Below are 16,567 nucleotides of genomic sequence, written 5' to 3' on the forward strand. Positions count from 1 at the left end.
ACGTCAAGATGAGCACCAAACACACTCACTCTTACTATGCTGCATCAAAAAACTTGGATTTACGTTTTCCAAAATTAAAGGGTGACCATGTTGCCGATGTGTGTGTCGTTGGATCTGGTATCACGGGTGCAACTGCGGCGCTTGAGCTAGCAAACCAAGGCTTTAGCGTGATTGTATTGGAAGCAAATCGTGTGGGTTGGGGAGCATCAGGACGAAGCGGTGGTCAGGCAATTTTTGGCTGGGCAGCAGAACAGCCCACGCTCGAAAAACTTGTCGGCCAGTCGGATGCGAAAAAACTTTGGGATATTTCCATTGAAGCCTTAGCTCTGACCAAAAACAATATCAAAAAATACAACATCGACTGTGACTGGCGTGATGGCATGGTGCATTTAGGCATGAAGCCGCGCCATGATAAAGAACTTCAACAGTGGCATGATGACCTGACTGAGCGCTATGGTTATGGCTCCCTTGAAATGTGGGGTCAAAACCAAGTCCGAGAAAATATTGCCAGCGACAAGTACACGTCGGGGATGTTTGACAGCAATAGCGGCCATTTACACCCATTGAATTACACTCTCGGCATAGTCAATGCAGCGAAAGCCGCCGGCGCTCAGTTTTTTGAAGAAAGTGCGGTGACTAAAATCGAACATGGCGATCCTGCCGTTCTCTTTACTAAACAAGGCACGGTGAAAGCCAATCACGTCATTCTTGCATGTAACGCCTACATGGATGGACTTGAAAGTTCTTTAGAAAATAAAGTCATGCCCGTTGGCACTTATGTATGCGCCACTGAGCCTCTTGATGAAACTTTAACCAATGAGCTAATGAAAAACCATATCTCCGCCTGTGATATTAACTTTGTACTCGACTACTTCCGTTGCTCTGGCGACCATCGAATGTTATTTGGCGGACGAGTCAGCTATTCAGGTGTGGCACCATTTAATTTAGAGAATGCGATGCGAAAAAGAATGGTAGACATATTTCCTCAACTGAACCATGCCAAAGTCGATTTCGCCTGGGGAGGAAATGTGGCAATTACCATGAATCGCGCCCCTCATTTCGGCCGACTCAAACCCAATGTTTACTTTGCTCAAGGCTTTTCTGGCCACGGTATTGCTGCAACGGGAATGGCGGGGACCTTAATGGCCGAGTGTGTCGCAACAACGGCAGAGCGCTTTGCCATTTTCGACAAGATCCCTCATATGTCATTCCCTGGTGGGCGACTATTTCGCACCCCTGCATTGGTGTTAGCCATGTCCTACTTCCGAGTCCGTGATTTACTTTAATCATCTCGAACACAATGCGTATCAAAAGGGTCGAAAGTTCGGCCCTTAACACCGCCATCATCTCTTAGATATACTCATGTAATCGCTCTTATGACTAAAATCGACGCCTAGAAGAATGCCATGTGTTACACATCGCGCCCCTACGCATACCAACTCATCAAGTTAGTTAGGCGTGGGCGTGAAGCCCTTTCACATGTGGCACTTAAAGCAACCGACTGTTTTAGTAGACACATCCCCGCGACACTGGTTCTCATTGGTCACTTGGCTGCATTCGTTTGTTTAATCCAAGCAATGAAAGATGGTATGCCCGTTGGTATTGTTCACGCACTTTGGGCAGGAGTCGCTATTGTGTCTGTCACCTTAATTTATCATTTGGTGCACCGCCAACATATGGATACCAACTTGTGGATTGGCATGGCACTTATCGCTGTGGGCGTGATGGTGATAAACTTCTCCCACGGACACGCACATTAAACCATAAGGCAACAGATTGTCAGACTCTCGAAAGCCCGCTTTAGCACTGTTTGATTTTGATGGCACCATCACTGACGAGGACATGTTTAGCGCATTCCTTCACTATGCAGTCTCTGGCCCGCGCAAGTGGTTCGGGAATGTGGTGATCATGCCATTTTACGCCCTTTTCAAGACTGGCATTATTCCGGCAAAACGAATGCGACCTATCGCCAGCTTTATTGCTTTTTCAGGGCGCAGTACCGAACAAGTCAGTACTTTGGGGGCGCAATTTGCACAAGAGGTGATCGCTCAACACATTCGCCCCGAAGCTCAAGCCCGTTTGGACTGGCATCAAACACAAGGTGATACCATTGTCGTGGTTTCGGCTTCACTTAACGCTTACCTAAGCCCTTGGTGTAAAGGTCTGGGTTATCAATTACTTTGTAGCGAATTGCTTGGCGACAGCAAACATATTAGTGGCTTCTATTTGAGCGGTGATTGCAGCTTGAGTAGAAAAGTGGAACGTGTCAAAGCCGCTTTTGATTTAAACAAGTATCAAGCGATATATGCGTATGGTGATACTCATGAAGATATCCCAATGCTCAAACTAGCAGACCATAGGATGATGAACTGGCAACCTTGGTCTCCCGATAGCCTGAAAAGCAAAAATGAATAATCAGAAGCAAGAAACCCTTCTCTATCCAGAAGGGTTTTGTCTATTTGGAATGGAAATAAATTAGCGCCAAACGCCCCATTCACCCGTGGTACCAGGCTCTTCGCCACGCGTCCACCATTGTGCTGTCCATTCACGACCGTTGTGCGTCACAACATCACCTTGGTTGTAAATCGCATCTTTGCTCCAAAGATTGGTCGGCTCAACTGGTGGTGTGGTATCACCTTTAATCAATGACAACGCATAACTAAAATTGGCATTCGGCGCCAGTACTTGGTTCGCGTAGATATTATTCGTATCGAACATGTAATGTTTCATTGCTTCATGCCAAATGCCAACGTACCAATCACCGGTTTGTTGTGAGTTAAATTGATCGGCCAACTCTGCAACCCACGTTGTGGTGTTGTTTGTACTGATGGCAAGCGAAAGATCAACGATCTCAGAGCCTGTTGCACTAAAGGTACGGAAACGCACGGTATCGCCCGATTCAACAGGACCAAAACCTTGCGCCACAAAATAGCCTAAAGAAGTCAGGTTGTTTGCCGGATCAGTTGGATCGACTGGGTCAGTCGGAGGTGTCGTCCCATTTCCGCTTAACGTAATATCACTACAGTTGTAGAAACCCTCACCCACGACATCAATACGCTGCCAACGGGTAAAAAGAATGGCATCACCTGAGCGATCGGCTGGGAAGGTCACTTGAATTCGATAACGTTTTTCAGCATCAACATACACATCACCAGCGGTATCCATCAGTTCTAAATCATTCCAAGTAAGAGGCTGTGTATCATCATAAGTTGGTTTGGAAAGATAAAACTCCCAATAAGACGGGTTATGTGGCGCTTTACCAAAGAACACCATCTCAATTTGGTTATTGGTATCTAGCGTTACATTGGTACGCTGCCAGTTTGGCGATGGGATATTCAAACCTTTCTTAGCAGCATCACCCGCCGAACAAAGCTCACCGTCACGTACGATAGCTTTTACATGGGCCATATCGCGGTAATTTGGCACATTCGCGGCAATTTCACTGCGCTGCACAAATGGGTATGCACCCGATTCGTCATAAGCCGCCTGACAAGCTTGGTTTGGAATTTCATTGGTCCAAAATCCGCCATCTAAATAACAGGTGTTTTGGCGTGCGCTTGGAAACTCGACCCAGCCATGGGCATTGACATTAAAAGAGCTCAAAGCCGCGACTGCGCCCAAGCTCACCAGAGGGAGGGTTACGTATGATTTCATCATTCATCCTTACATTTGCTGACTCACTACTCGCGAATCAAGTCGCGATGTAGCAAAGCTAGCAGGATGAGATTATTTAGACGGTGAGAATTAATGCTGGCTGTGTCAGATTGCTGGTTGCTTTCCAACATTCAATGTTAACCACCACCCTACTCGACGTAGTCTTTCGACGCACTTCAAATATACGTGCTACAACAATAGGTAGCCTAACGTTGGTCCTTCGGAGTATCCATCACGACCATAGTCGTGATCGCTTTAACATGTTCACACTCCCCTAGCACATCGGCATGAAAAGCTTTATAAGACGCCAAGTCTTGAGTTTCCACTCGTAGCAAGTATTCGTTCGCGCCAGTGATATTATGGCACTCCACCACTTCATCAACAAAGCGGACGTGATCTTCAAAACCAAGCTGAGCCTGCTTCGAGTGGGATGCTAAACCGATCGATACATAAGCGACAAAACCAACGCCCATTTGTTGGTTATCCAGCACCGCACGGTAGCCTTTGATCACGCCCTTACGCTCCAAATCTTGCACTCGACGTAAAGTCGCAGATGGTGATAATCCCACACGTTCAGACAGCTCCACGTTAGAGATTCTTCCGTCTAATTTCATTATTTGCAATATTCTTTCGTCAAACCTATCCATGGTGCTCTTTTATTGTTTAATGGGCGTATTTTCATCAAATATAAGCACAAAATTGATAGCACTTCTACCTATCATTGTTCTCGACCGGTCAGAAAATGTAACCCTTTGCCCCGATGAGTGGCAGCAACAAAAATTCAGGAACACACTATGGAATATCATCAACTTGGAGCGTTGGCGCTGTTTGCGTTTGTCTCGACCTTCACTCCAGGCCCGAACAACATCATGCTTATGACCTCGGGCGCTAACGTCGGCTTTAAACGCACAATCCCTCATATGTTAGGTATTACTTTGGGTTTTGCCGCAATGTTGATTTTAGTTGGCATTGGTTTGATGGGCTTATTCCACGCTTACCCAATCACACATAGCATTCTCAAAATCTTGAGCCTGACGTACTTGTTGTACCTCACGTACAAAATTGCCACCAGCAGCAAAACCGAAGTCAAACACAATTATCAGCCAATGAGCTTTTTAGGTGCGGTGGCCTTCCAGTGGGTGAACCCAAAAGGTTGGTCTATGGCACTTACCGCCATCACGGTTTATAGCAGTGGTGGCTCTTGGCTTGATCTGGCTTTCATTGCTGGCATTTTCTGCTTAGCAAACTTGCCTTCTGTGACATTTTGGACGGCAGCAGGCATGCAGCTTCAGCGTTGGTTAACCACCTCTAAACGAGTGAAAAGCTTCAACTATGGCATGGCGACGCTTTTGCTCTTGTCGACTATCCCAATGATATAAAGAGGCTAGAATTCAATTCACAGTGTAAATTTAGATAAAGACGCTACCTACTTTTCTGAAATGCAGATAACCTTAGATGGAAATACGAATAATTATCAGGTGAATTTGAATGCGAGATAACACCAAGAAAAAGCCACAGCCAAAAGCGGTTGTGGTAATTGCTAGTCAATCAATCACTCCAAATATGCAGCGTATTACGCTACAAGGTGAGTCGTTAGGCAATTTTCCGCTCGATTGCGAAGGCAGCTATATTAAGCTGTTGTTTAATGAAACAGGCGGCACTAAGATCCAAGGTTTTTCTGAGCAAAATCGCCCGGTAATGCGTACTTACACCATTCGCCGTTTTGATCAACAAGCCAGCACGATTGAAGTCGACTTCGTACGTCACATCACCAAAGACTTACAATGTGGCTTTGCTGCGCGCTGGGCAATAGCAGCGAAAAAAGGCGACATCATCAACATCGTAGGCCCTGGCAGCATCTCGAACCTGAACACAGAAGCAGATTGGTTCTTTATGGCGGCGGATATGACAGCATTACCTGCATTGTCAGCAAAGATCCGCACGCTACCAGAAGATGCAAAAGGCTATGCGGTGATCAGCGTAATTTCTGAGGCGGATATTCAACCTATCGAAGCGCCGGCTGGCATGGAGGTTCATTGGGTCACAGAGCAACCTCTTGCAGACAAAGTTCGTGAACTTGAATGGCAACAAGGTGAAGCCGCAGTGTGGTGTGCTTGTGAATTCGATTCAATGCGCGCACTGCGTCAGTACTTCCGCAACGAAAAGGATGTAGAACGCGAGAACATCTACATCAGCAGCTACTGGAAACAGGGTGTGTCGGAAGACGGCCATAAGGTCATCAAACGCGAAGATGCGGAACTGAACGAGCAGTAATTCCCGCTGACAATAAAAGTCAAAGCCAAGTTGCTCATGCAAACTTGGCTTTTTCACTCATTTAAGCTGTCTATCAGCTCATGTTTTCAGCTAAGAAATCAATCAACAACCTAACTTTTGGTGAGAGATTACGGTTTTGTGGATAAAGCGCCCAAATACCTTCACGATCATCCCGGTAATCGGTTAAGACTTCCACCAACTCACCATTATCTAACGCTTCTTGCACGTAGTAATCGGGCAGTTGTACCAAGCCTAAACCACGTTTCGCTGCATCAACCAGTGCGAAACCACTGTTGCACTTAATACGACCAGATACCCGCATAGACTTCTCGCGTTTTTTTTCCTTAAAGTGCCAGTACTCCGCCGTACCAACCAAGCATTGGTGATGACTCAATTCAGAGAGGGTGTGAGGCTCACCAGAACGATCCAAATACGCTGGACTCGCACACACATACAACTGACGAGACGATAAACGTTTAGCAACCAGACTTGAATCTTGTAAACGACCAAGACGGATCGCCACATCGACACCTTGCTCAATCAAATCGAGCTTTTGGTTGGTCAAATTGAGATCTAAGTTGACTTGTGGATATTTTTCTAAAAACTGGTGCAACAATGGAGACAAGTTCATTTCCCCGTACGTCACGGGGGCTGTCACCTTAAGCAAACCTTTGGGTTCTGCCTGCATTTGGGTGACAGCCAATTCAGCCAACTCCAAACCTTCGACTAGATGCTTACATTGCTGGTAGTAAAGTTGTCCGGCTTCGGAAAGCGACACTTTTCGTGTCGTACGGTGCAGCAATTTCACCGCCAATCGCTCTTCAAGCGCGGAGACTCGGCGGCTGATCTGCGCCACTGATGTGTTCATCTTTCTCGCCGCACCAGTAAAGCTATTGGTTTCAGCTACCGCAACAAACTCACTCACCCCTTCCCAATTCGCCATTCACACTTACTCTTAATACTCAAAACAGGAATTTTGTCATTATTGCACTATTTAAATGCTAACTTCCAACTGCCAAGGTTGATTGAACAGATCTTGCAACCTATTAATAAACGCTCCGACATGCAAACCATCCATCAATCCATGGTGCACTTCGATAGAAAGCGGCATTCGCCAACGCTCATTCTCTTGGGTGAGTTTACCCAACGCCATCTTAGGAATGCTATCTGGAAAGTTGATGTCTCGGGCGTGTGTCATACTGGTGAAGTCAACCCAAGGCAACACCGTCATATGAATGGTATCCTGACGCATTTCTTGCCCGATAAATTGCTCCAAAATAAATGGCGTATCTTTAACTTTCTTTTCCGTTTCTGTGGCACTTTGAGAAAACTGACGGAATACAGCCGCATAAGGGAGATTGCAAAACCTTACCGTATCATCTTCCGCCAGCAAAGCCACGCTCACGCACATTGGCGAGTAAACACGAACTTCCCCTTCAACAATACGATAAGCCATAGGTTCACATTGATTTAACGCTTGTTGGGTCAAATATAGATAAGCATGGAAAAATCGATGACCATGCTGTTTACAATACTCGTAAAGCTTAGTCACATCGATATTTGAACAGATATTATACCAAGGGTGGCTGAAGCCTTGATAAAACTTAAAATGTTCACCACGTGACCACTGTTCCGTGTCTAGCACTGTGTATGCCATAGTATTCCGATCTCAATAATAGGATTATAAAAATGCTCGCGATTCTATGATGATATCCACATAAGGCAAACTTCAAATTCATCCCACCACATCGTCGTTCACACGCCACTCCCCTTTATTATTACAAATACGTAAAAATCAATTTCAATTTAGCCAGATTATCATTTTTCTATAAATACCTAAAATGGGCACCAACAAAACGACGCAGCGCGGAGATAAAAGCTCTACTACGCTTATGGCGACACTCCCTATATTGAGAATATAAAGGAAACATCCGATGGCACTTGAAATCAAACCAGGTCAAACTCACATCAAATCTAAAGCAATGGTTGCATGGGCTGCCGGCGAACCTCTTAAAATGGAAGAAGTTGATGTACAGCTTCCGAAAGCGGGCGAAGTTCTTGTTCGCATCGTTGCGACTGGTGTTTGTCACACTGACGCATTCACGCTATCAGGTGACGATCCAGAAGGTATCTTCCCTTCTATCCTTGGCCACGAAGGCGGCGGTATCGTTGAAATGGTTGGCGAAGGCGTAACAAGTGTTGAAGTTGGCGACCACGTAATTCCGCTTTACACAGCAGAATGTGGTGAGTGTAAATTCTGCAAATCTGGCAAAACTAACCTATGTCAGGCAGTTCGTGAAACTCAAGGTAAAGGCCTAATGCCAGACGGCACAAGCCGCTTCTCTATCAACGGTGAGACAATCTTCCACTACATGGGTTGTTCTACTTTCTCTGAGTACACGGTTCTTCCAGAGATCTCACTAGCAAAAGTAAATAAAGAAGCACCACTTGAAGAAGTTTGTCTTCTAGGTTGTGGCGTAACCACTGGTATGGGTGCGGTACTGAATACAGCGAAAGTCGAAAAAGGCGACACCGTTGCTGTATTCGGTTTAGGCGGTATCGGTCTTTCTGCAATCATCGGTGCTCGCATGGTTGGTGCAAGCAAGATCATCGGCGTAGACATCAACGAGAGCAAGTTCGAGCTAGCAAAACAACTTGGCGCGACTGATTGCATCAACCCAATGAAGTTCGATAAGCCAATCCAAGACGTTATTGTTGAGATGACTGACGGTGGTGTTGACTACTCATTCGAATGTATCGGTAACGTAAACGTGATGCGTCAAGCACTTGAGTGTTGTCACAAAGGTTGGGGTGAGTCAGTCATCATTGGTGTTGCGGGTGCAGGTCAAGAGATCTCAACTCGTCCATTCCAACTAGTGACTGGCCGCGTATGGCGTGGTTCTGCTTTCGGTGGTGTTAAAGGCCGCTCAGAGCTTCCAGAAATCGTAAACCGTTACATGGCGGGTGAGTTCGGTCTACAAGAATTCATCACTCACACGATGGGTCTACAAGACGTGAACGAAGCATTCGAATTGATGCACAAAGGTGAATCTATCCGTACTGTTCTTCACATGGATAAGTAACCTTAAGCTTCGGCTCTCTTTTACATCGAAAGAGAGTCGCAAACTTTCACTTGCCGACTAACTAAGCCGCTCTAAGGCCCTTGTTTTATCGAGAGATGACCATGACCATTGAAAGCCTAAGCCAAGCCAAAGTATTCGGTGGTTGGCATAAACAGTACACTCACGAATCACGCGCTTTGAACTGCAACATGCGCTTCGCGATCTTCTTGCCGCCTAACGCAACCAAATCAAACCCAGTACCAGTGATTTACTGGTTGTCAGGCTTGACCTGCACCGATGAAAACTTCATGCAGAAAGCCGGAGCATTTCAAATGGCGTCTGAGTTAGGCATCGCCATTGTGGCACCGGATACCAGCCCACGTGGCGACGATGTTGCAGATGATGAGAACTACGATCTAGGTAACGGTGCAGGTTTCTACCTAAACGCAACTCAAGAGCCGTGGTCACGTCACTACCACATGTACGACTACATCACTCAAGAGCTACCTGCAATCATTGAAAGCAACTTCCCAGTCTCTGACGTGAAGTCGATTTCGGGCCACAGCATGGGTGGCCACGGTGCGATCACCATTGGTCTAAAAAATTCACAGCAGTACCGCTCAATTTCAGCATTTAGCCCAATCAGCAACCCAATGAAATGCCCTTGGGGTCAGAAAGCGTTTACCGCTTACCTAGGCACTGATATTGAAAGTTGGAAACAGTACGATGCGAGCGAGCTTCTCAAACAAAGCCAATCGCCACTGCCAATCTTGGTTGATCAAGGTGATGCAGATAACTTCCTCGCGGAACAATTAAAGCCTGAAGCGTTACTGGCAGCAGCCAAAACACACAATTCAGCGTTAAAGCTTCGTATGCAGCCAGGCTATGACCACAGCTACTTCTTTATCTCGAGCTTTATTGCTGAACACTTGAACTTCCACGCCAAGTATTTGTTTGCATAACAAGAGACTCGAACTTGAAAAACCACCAGAGGACACTCCGATCAATGGTGGTTCATCCAATATCCGAATCTCAGATTAAGATTACATGGATTGGACCGTCTTCGGGTTGTCGCCATATTGGTTTGTTCCCTCTTCGCTGTCTTGCACCAAGAAATACAGCATGACTAAAAAGCCGATGATTGGGATAATGGCGATGAATACCCACCAACCTGTACGATCCGTATCATGCAGGCGACGTACGGTCACAGCAAGCGAAGGAATAAGGATAAACAGCGCATAAAGCACGCCAAACAAGCCAAAGTTTTCGATTTGAAATACATTACCCATAATACGGTCAATGATGTTCATCACTAAATTGACCAAGATATTCACCAAAGTAAAATACCAATACTCTTGCCGCCTGGCTCGTCCACTAAATCCGGTGTAATTGCGGATCACCCCCAAATACCAATCAAACATATTCTCTCTCCTTCTGCCTACTCACCGTTTCACTACTGAGCATCAAATACGCTATTCACTGACTATATACCCTTTATAAAGGTATCGTATTGTTCCAATTTATTTTGATATTTCACCTATCGACCCTGGCTAATAGTGTTAATCACCATGATTTAAATATGGACCAAGTTTGACTTCCTGATCAATTTAGCTGATAAGCACATATATAAAATGAAATTCCAACGTTAAACGGAAAACATAATGAAAAAATTCATGCGAGCAATGCTGCTACTGCTAGTCATTGCCATAGGTGTATTGGCTTGGATGTTTATTCCATCTCATGAAACAATGGGGCAAAAGACCCTTGAAGAAGTACTCAACGATAACTATGTCCTGATCGGCCACCGCATTCATTCGACTGACCCGGATGCAGGTAATATGTTTGGCTACTTTGTGGTTAGCAAGGGCAACGGCATTGACGATGCCGAACCATTTTTGGTCACGTCAGATCAATTTATTCGCATGGAGCAGACTGGCGAAAATACTTTATCGCTAACGGTCAACGGACGCATCTATCGTTACCACAACGATCTGTGGGTAGCTAACACAGAGGGCAAACTGCAACACTGGCTTGTTAGTGCAACCGCTAACTACGTGCGCTAATTCGTTCCTCAACACCTAATAACATAAAAGCCCCGCGGAATACGCGAGGCTTTTGTTTGTCTAAGGCATACTTATAGCAATCGTAGTAAATAACTGTTCATTTACTTACTGTGATTAGTATTAAGCTAAGACTAAAGCACTTTCTCTCGGATCACTTTCATAACACCAGAGTCACGGTTACTTGGTGCAGAAAAACGGGCCACTTTCTTCACCGCTTCGTGGGCATTTTCCATCGCGTAGGAATGTTCACTCACTTTGAGCATCTCTATGTCATTGAAGTAATCACCAAACGCCATGGTTTCTTCTGGGCCAAAGTTCATCGTCTCTTGCAAATGCTTGATTGCCGCCCCCTTTGATGCTTGCGCATTCATGATATCTAGCCAAATTTTTGCACTCACTACGACTTGATGAGTGTCATCAAATTTTGCCTTCATCGTTGGATAAACCAACTCTTCTGTACCACCAAAATGACAAATCGCAACCTTGATAAAATCATCTTCAACCGCCAACAGATCGGGCACGTACTCGCAGCGATGGTAGTATTTTTGGAACTCTTCCAGTGCGTGGGGGGCTTTGGTCTCGATATAAGCTGAACGTTTACCGCACAATACGAGGTGCGTCCCTTCAACTGCGCGAGCCGCTTTTACAATCTCATCAATTTCTGCTTTTGGAATCGTGCAGCTATACAGCTCTTTATCTTGATACATCACCAAGGTGCCGTTTTCCGCCACATAAATCATACGATCTTGAATCGGTGAAAACGTATCGCGCAAACTGTAATACTGACGACCCGATGCAGCCGAAAACAAAATGCCCTTCTCTTCTAACTGCAAAAACAGATCAAAGAAATCAGGGTCTAAACGACCGTATTGGTCAAGCAAGGTGCCATCCATATCGGCGGCGATAAATTTAATACTAGCTTGTGACATCAACTTAAACTCTATAAATGGTGCAGCGCAAATCACTCAAAAAGTGAAGCAAGGCTGCTAAAAATTAGCTAGTAAGGTACAGGATCTTGGATGAATCTCAAGATGAAATCGCCTCAGAAATCAAGATAGCAATCCCTCTCAAAACAGGTACAATCCTCGCTCGATTTTTATTCGCGTGGACTCTCAATCATGCACTCGCCTGAACAATGCTTTACTCGATTTGCTGCAGACATTTCTGGCTACGATTTGCCAGCGCAGTTTACGTTTCCGTTCTACTACACGCCTCATCCATTGTGTGTGTTGGCTGCTGAGCAATTGCAACAGCACCTAATGACACAAACTGACTTCGAACATGATTTCGGGCTTGAGAATGAGCAAAGCGGACGCGGCAAGATGTTCGGAGTTTTGCTAGTACGTAACCCACAAGGTGAGCTTGGTTTTTTCAGCGCCTTTTCCGGCAAGATTGCTGATCAGAATTTACTACCCGGTTTTGTTCCGCCAGTGTTCGATATGCTGACAGAAGAAGGATTTTTCCGCAACGAAACCGACGCAATCAACGCGGCAAATGCACAGTACAAAGCCTTTGCTGCCAATCCAGAACTAGCACAACTGAAAGCTGAAATTAAAGCCGACCGCACGGCTTATGCGCAAGAAGAAAATGCCCACCGCCAAGTGATGATTGCAAGACGTGCAGAACGCAAACAGCAGCGTAAGCAAGGTGAGCAAACGCTAAGTTCAGAAGAGTTAAAAGCGCTGTTGGACGATTTGGGCAAACAGAGCGTGGCTGAAAAAAACGTCCTCAAGTACCTCAAGCAAGCTTGGGATGAAAAGTTAGCAATCAAAGAAGTGCGCCTATCAGAGTTAGAGCAGACATTGGCATCGCTAAAAGAGCAACGCAGAGTCTTGTCTAATGCCCTGCAACACAAACTGCATAAACAATACCAATTCTTAGATAATCGAAGTGCAAAACGCGACTTAGTTGACATTTTTGCCCATACCACTAACCCAGTGCCACCAGCAGGTTCAGGTGAGTGTGCGGCACCTAAATTACTTCAATTTGCATATAAACATGGCTACCAACCGCTTGCTTTAGCGGAGTTTTGGTGGGGCGCTTCACCTAAGTCGGAAGTGCGCCAACACAAGAAATTCTACCCATCGTGCAACAGTAAGTGTCAGCCAATTTTGGGCCATATGATGCAAGGCTTGGAGGTGGAAGCAAACCCATTAGCAGAGAACTGGGCAGAAGACAAAGAGCTAGAAATCCTATACCAAGACGAAGCAATGGTGATAGTGAACAAGCCTTCTGGCTTGCTTTCCGTTCCGGGTAAAACCATCAAAGATTCAGCCTATACGCGCCTACAAACTCTGTTCCCAGACGTAGAAGGCCCATTTGTGATTCATCGTTTGGATATGGCGACGTCGGGCATTTTGGTATTTGCTTTGACCAAACGGGCGAATAAGAGCCTGCAAAAACAGTTCATCAGCCGTGGTGTACAAAAGCGTTATATGGCGCTGCTAGAAGGTATATTAACCGAGTCTGAAGGTGAGATCTCACTGCCAATGCGTGGTGACCCTGACGACCGACCACGCCAGCTTGTGTGCTTTGAACATGGTAAGCCAGCCGAAACTTACTGGCAGTTAATTGAAGTGAAAGGCGAGCGTAGCAAGGTGTACATGTACCCAAAAACCGGACGTACTCACCAATTACGTGTGCACTGCGCGCACCATATGGGTTTGAACATGCCCATGGTCGGCGATGGCCTGTATGGCGAGAAAGCTAACCGCCTGCACTTGCATGCGGAGATGTTAGAGTTGAACCATCCTTACAGCAAAGAACGCATGCGATTTCAGGCTGATTGTGAATTCTAGTGCCTGCGAGTCGGGGAATACACCTCGACACCGCATCCGCATCCGCATCCGCATCCGCAAGGTAATGCTGTTCTAAATAGCTCTAAAACACCACCTGTTACTGCGTACTCTTATTTAAAGAAAGCTGTCCTATACTCATTCCAACCGTCCCGATATTTTTGATAAGGTTGAATATGAAGGAACTTGCCAAACTTGCCCAGCCAGGCGCACTCACAGACCCAACCACTCACGCTGAGTTTTTAACCTTTGCGCTTAAGGACCAATGGATGCACATCGATGAGATTACGTCCGCCCTTTCACAACTGCCGGGCATCGAGAAATCGATCCGACAAAAAGACCCTTCGGCCAATCTGAGTGTCACTTATGGCTTTTCAGCTAACGCTTGGCCTATGCTTTTTCCTGATGTTGCATTGCCATCAGAGTTACATCCATTTCCTCAAATGGAAAATGGTCCAAGACGCTTTCCCTCTACTGAGGGTGACATTTTCTTAATGATCAAATCAGAACGAAAAGACCTTAACTTCCAGGTAGCCAAGTACAGCGCAAAAGCACTCAAAACAATTACAAACTTAATCGAAGATGTTCAAGGCTTTAAGTACCTAGATAATCGAGACATGATTGACTTTGTTGATGGCACGGAAAACCCAATCGATCATGAGCGCATCGCCTCTGTTGTCGTCGCCAACGGGAATGAAAACGAAATCGGTGGCAGCTATTTAGTGGTTCAACGTTATGTCGATCGTGATAATGACTGGGATGCATTACCTACAGAGCAGCAAGAGATGGTAGTCGGTCGAACGAAAATGGATGACATTGAACTAGACGATGACACCAAACCCGTTTGGGCGCATAACGCGAAAAGCAAAGTAGAAATTGAGGGGGAAGAGATCAAAATGTTTCGTCAAAACCGTCCTTACGGCAATGCGTTAGAGCACGGAACCATGTTCGTCGGATTTTCCGCTTCGGTTTCGGTTATTGAAACCTCTCTCACTCAAATGATTCATGCTGACGATCAAGGCCATTACGATCGGCTGCTGGATTTCGTAGAAGCTAAAACGGGGAACAATTACTTTGTTCCGCCGACTTCCTTCCTTGAACAACGTTTTGAAGACTGAACGAAAACGCCCCTCTATTCGATAGCGTTGTAAAAACAAGAAGAGTGGTAAATCAATCCACTCTTCTTGTCACACCAATTTCACTAAATCCATCACCATCAATCAATCAATGAACGATGTTAACTCACCTTAAACTTCGTCCACACCTGCGAGCGCCAGCGTCTTGCCATGATGATACCTCGTACCCATTCATCCAGGGCAATCGCCATCCATGCGCCAATGACACCATAGCCAAGATGAATACCGAAGATATAGGAGAACACGACACCTAATCCCCACATACTCAGAATCCCCATTTGAACAGGGAACTTAATATCACCCGCTCCTTTCAGTGCCGAGATGAAAATTAAGTTAAATACGCGCCCGGCTTCTAGCAGGATCGACCCCATAATCAGAGTGCCGGTCAACGCCAAGATTTCGGGCTGATCGGTGAACACCGCTAAAATGTCATCACGGAAAAAATAAATCAAAGCCGTCACAACGGTTGAGGCTACAAAACCCACCAAGAAGTAGATTTGTACGCGCTTAAGAATACTGGTTACCCAACCTTTGCCAATGTAGTACCCCGTCTGGATTTGCGCGGCCTGACCGATTGCCAACGCAAACGCAAACGAGAAACGTGCAATATTTTGCGCATAAGTCAGAGCGGCAAGTGATGATGTGCCCATCTGTACCACAAAGTAGACAATACAGATTTGTGCCATATTGTAAGATAGCACCTCTCCAGCGTTCATACCGCCAATCTTGAGAATCTTTTTATAAACCTCACCCGGCACTTGCTTAAACTTAGACATTGGCACTTCAATGCGGCTACGGGTAAGAATCACGCCAAGCATCAATGTTCCAATCACTTGGCTAACCACAGTTGCCACTGCAACCCCCTCTACACCATACACCGGTAAACCGAACGGTTGATAAAGAGCAATATAGTTACCAATAATGTTAAACACGCCACTGATCAAGTTCACTACCATTGGCGAACGTGAATAGCCATGGCTACGCAAAATCGTTGTGAAAACAATACCCATGGTGACGTTAAACGTCATTGCACCGCTGATCAGCAGATATTCACGAGCATACTGTTCCACTTGAGCTTCAAGGCCGTAATACGGTAAGAAGAACACCGCACCAATGACAGCGAGCACACTAAGAAACACACCCACAATCACCGACAGTACAATACTCGCAACGCCGACGTTCACTGAATCATTCTCACGCCCTGCACCGTTATATTGCGCAATCAATATCCCTGTTCCGCTGCTAACGAAAGTCGAAACAATGATAAGGAAGAACGTAAGTTGAGTGATAACACCGACCGCAGATACCGCTTTATCTGAGTAACCACTTAGCATGAACACATCACTAGTGCCTAGTGCTGTCCTTAGCAGTATTTCAACAAGTATCGGCCAAGCCAATGCCACAATGGACATGCGCTGGTTGATGTTTTGGCTTTTCGGCATCTATCTGACCTTTCTTAAAACTAAAAACTGCTCCACAGAAAACTGTGAAGCAGTTGGTATTATTGACTGATTTTGTGCGCGGATTGTATAACTTTTGTACTCAAAGTCACGTTACTTTTAAGGTTATTTTTAAGAAAATGC

17 protein-coding genes are annotated in these 16,567 nt (G+C 45.7%); 10 read left to right on the top strand and 7 right to left on the bottom strand.

The annotated features are described in order from the left end of the window. Positions 1-8: 8 nt before the first annotated feature. The 3 genes from AK965_RS03950 to AK965_RS03960 all read left to right on the top strand — a co-directional run bounded on the left by AK965_RS03950 (position 9) and on the right by AK965_RS03960 (position 2,415). On the top strand, positions 9-1,286 hold the full coding sequence (locus AK965_RS03950; RefSeq protein ID WP_099078383.1) for an FAD-binding oxidoreductase: 1,278 nt from the start codon (positions 9-11) through the stop codon (positions 1,284-1,286). Positions 1,287-1,406: 120 nt separating this feature from the next. Continuing rightward, the gene (locus AK965_RS03955; RefSeq protein WP_099078384.1) at positions 1,407-1,760 is read left to right on the top strand and encodes a multidrug efflux SMR transporter; all 354 of its coding nucleotides are present in this window, start codon (positions 1,407-1,409) and stop codon (positions 1,758-1,760) included. 16 nt (positions 1,761-1,776) lie between these two features. Continuing rightward, the gene (locus tag AK965_RS03960) at positions 1,777-2,415 is read left to right on the top strand and encodes an HAD family hydrolase (RefSeq protein WP_099078385.1); all 639 of its coding nucleotides are present in this window, start codon (positions 1,777-1,779) and stop codon (positions 2,413-2,415) included. A gap of 60 nt (positions 2,416-2,475) precedes the next feature. Here AK965_RS03960 and AK965_RS03965 read toward each other — a convergent pair whose 3' ends face one another. Together AK965_RS03965 and AK965_RS03970 are read right to left on the bottom strand one after the other, a co-directional pair. Then, a complete protein-coding gene (locus AK965_RS03965) occupies positions 2,476-3,654 on the bottom strand; it encodes a lytic polysaccharide monooxygenase (protein ID WP_099078386.1) in 1,179 nt (392 codons plus the stop codon). A gap of 206 nt (positions 3,655-3,860) precedes the next feature. After that, on the bottom strand, positions 3,861-4,301 hold the full coding sequence (locus tag AK965_RS03970; RefSeq protein WP_099078387.1) for an Lrp/AsnC family transcriptional regulator: 441 nt from the start codon (positions 4,299-4,301) through the stop codon (positions 3,861-3,863). Between the two features lie 147 nt (positions 4,302-4,448). Between AK965_RS03970 and AK965_RS03975 the strand changes: the two genes are divergently transcribed. Both AK965_RS03975 and AK965_RS03980 read left to right on the top strand, forming a co-directional pair. Next, positions 4,449-5,033, top strand: a complete 585-nt coding sequence (locus tag AK965_RS03975; RefSeq protein WP_099078388.1) for a LysE family translocator — start codon at positions 4,449-4,451, stop codon at positions 5,031-5,033. 109 nt (positions 5,034-5,142) lie between these two features. Beyond that, the gene (locus AK965_RS03980) at positions 5,143-5,928 is read left to right on the top strand and encodes a siderophore-interacting protein (protein WP_099078389.1); all 786 of its coding nucleotides are present in this window, start codon (positions 5,143-5,145) and stop codon (positions 5,926-5,928) included. Between the two features lie 73 nt (positions 5,929-6,001). Here AK965_RS03980 and AK965_RS03985 read toward each other — a convergent pair whose 3' ends face one another. Beyond that, entirely contained in the window at positions 6,002-6,871 is an 870-nt protein-coding gene (locus tag AK965_RS03985; RefSeq protein ID WP_099078390.1) for a LysR family transcriptional regulator, read from the bottom strand. A 51-nt stretch (positions 6,872-6,922) separates the two neighbouring features. Next, positions 6,923-7,585, bottom strand: coding sequence for a CatA-like O-acetyltransferase (locus AK965_RS03990; protein ID WP_099078391.1), 663 nt, complete (start codon positions 7,583-7,585; stop codon positions 6,923-6,925). Positions 7,586-7,862: 277 nt separating this feature from the next. On the opposite strand from AK965_RS03990, the gene AK965_RS03995 reads away from it, so the two are divergent. Together AK965_RS03995 and fghA are read left to right on the top strand one after the other, a co-directional pair. Further along, positions 7,863-9,011 (top strand): S-(hydroxymethyl)glutathione dehydrogenase/class III alcohol dehydrogenase, encoded by a 1,149-nt coding sequence (locus AK965_RS03995; RefSeq protein ID WP_099078392.1) that lies wholly within the window; start codon positions 7,863-7,865, stop codon positions 9,009-9,011. 101 nt (positions 9,012-9,112) lie between these two features. Next, entirely contained in the window at positions 9,113-9,952 is an 840-nt protein-coding gene (gene fghA / locus AK965_RS04000; protein WP_099078393.1) for an S-formylglutathione hydrolase, read from the top strand. 81 nt (positions 9,953-10,033) lie between these two features. Here fghA and AK965_RS04005 read toward each other — a convergent pair whose 3' ends face one another. Further along, the gene (locus AK965_RS04005) at positions 10,034-10,411 is read right to left on the bottom strand and encodes a DUF805 domain-containing protein (RefSeq protein WP_099078394.1); all 378 of its coding nucleotides are present in this window, start codon (positions 10,409-10,411) and stop codon (positions 10,034-10,036) included. Positions 10,412-10,651: 240 nt separating this feature from the next. Between AK965_RS04005 and AK965_RS04010 the strand changes: the two genes are divergently transcribed. Then, positions 10,652-11,053 (top strand): hypothetical protein, encoded by a 402-nt coding sequence (locus tag AK965_RS04010; RefSeq protein WP_172438064.1) that lies wholly within the window; start codon positions 10,652-10,654, stop codon positions 11,051-11,053. A 131-nt stretch (positions 11,054-11,184) separates the two neighbouring features. Here AK965_RS04010 and AK965_RS04015 read toward each other — a convergent pair whose 3' ends face one another. Beyond that, on the bottom strand, positions 11,185-11,982 hold the full coding sequence (locus tag AK965_RS04015; protein WP_099078396.1) for an HAD family hydrolase: 798 nt from the start codon (positions 11,980-11,982) through the stop codon (positions 11,185-11,187). A 189-nt stretch (positions 11,983-12,171) separates the two neighbouring features. Between AK965_RS04015 and AK965_RS04020 the strand changes: the two genes are divergently transcribed. Together AK965_RS04020 and AK965_RS04025 are read left to right on the top strand one after the other, a co-directional pair. Continuing rightward, positions 12,172-13,851: an RluA family pseudouridine synthase gene (locus tag AK965_RS04020; protein WP_099078397.1), complete on the top strand. Its 1,680-nt coding sequence runs from the start codon at positions 12,172-12,174 to the stop codon at positions 13,849-13,851. Positions 13,852-14,024: 173 nt separating this feature from the next. Next, positions 14,025-14,966 (top strand): Dyp-type peroxidase, encoded by a 942-nt coding sequence (locus AK965_RS04025; protein ID WP_099078398.1) that lies wholly within the window; start codon positions 14,025-14,027, stop codon positions 14,964-14,966. Positions 14,967-15,085: 119 nt separating this feature from the next. Here AK965_RS04025 and AK965_RS04030 read toward each other — a convergent pair whose 3' ends face one another. Continuing rightward, positions 15,086-16,426 carry an MATE family efflux transporter gene (locus AK965_RS04030; RefSeq protein ID WP_099078399.1) on the bottom strand — a complete coding sequence of 447 codons (1,341 nt, stop codon included), beginning with the start codon at positions 16,424-16,426 and terminating at the stop codon, positions 15,086-15,088. Positions 16,427-16,567 lie beyond the last annotated feature (141 nt).

The sequence above is a fragment of the Vibrio sp. PID17_43 genome (assembly GCF_002608565.1).
Classification (GTDB): Bacteria; Pseudomonadota; Gammaproteobacteria; order Enterobacterales; family Vibrionaceae; genus Vibrio.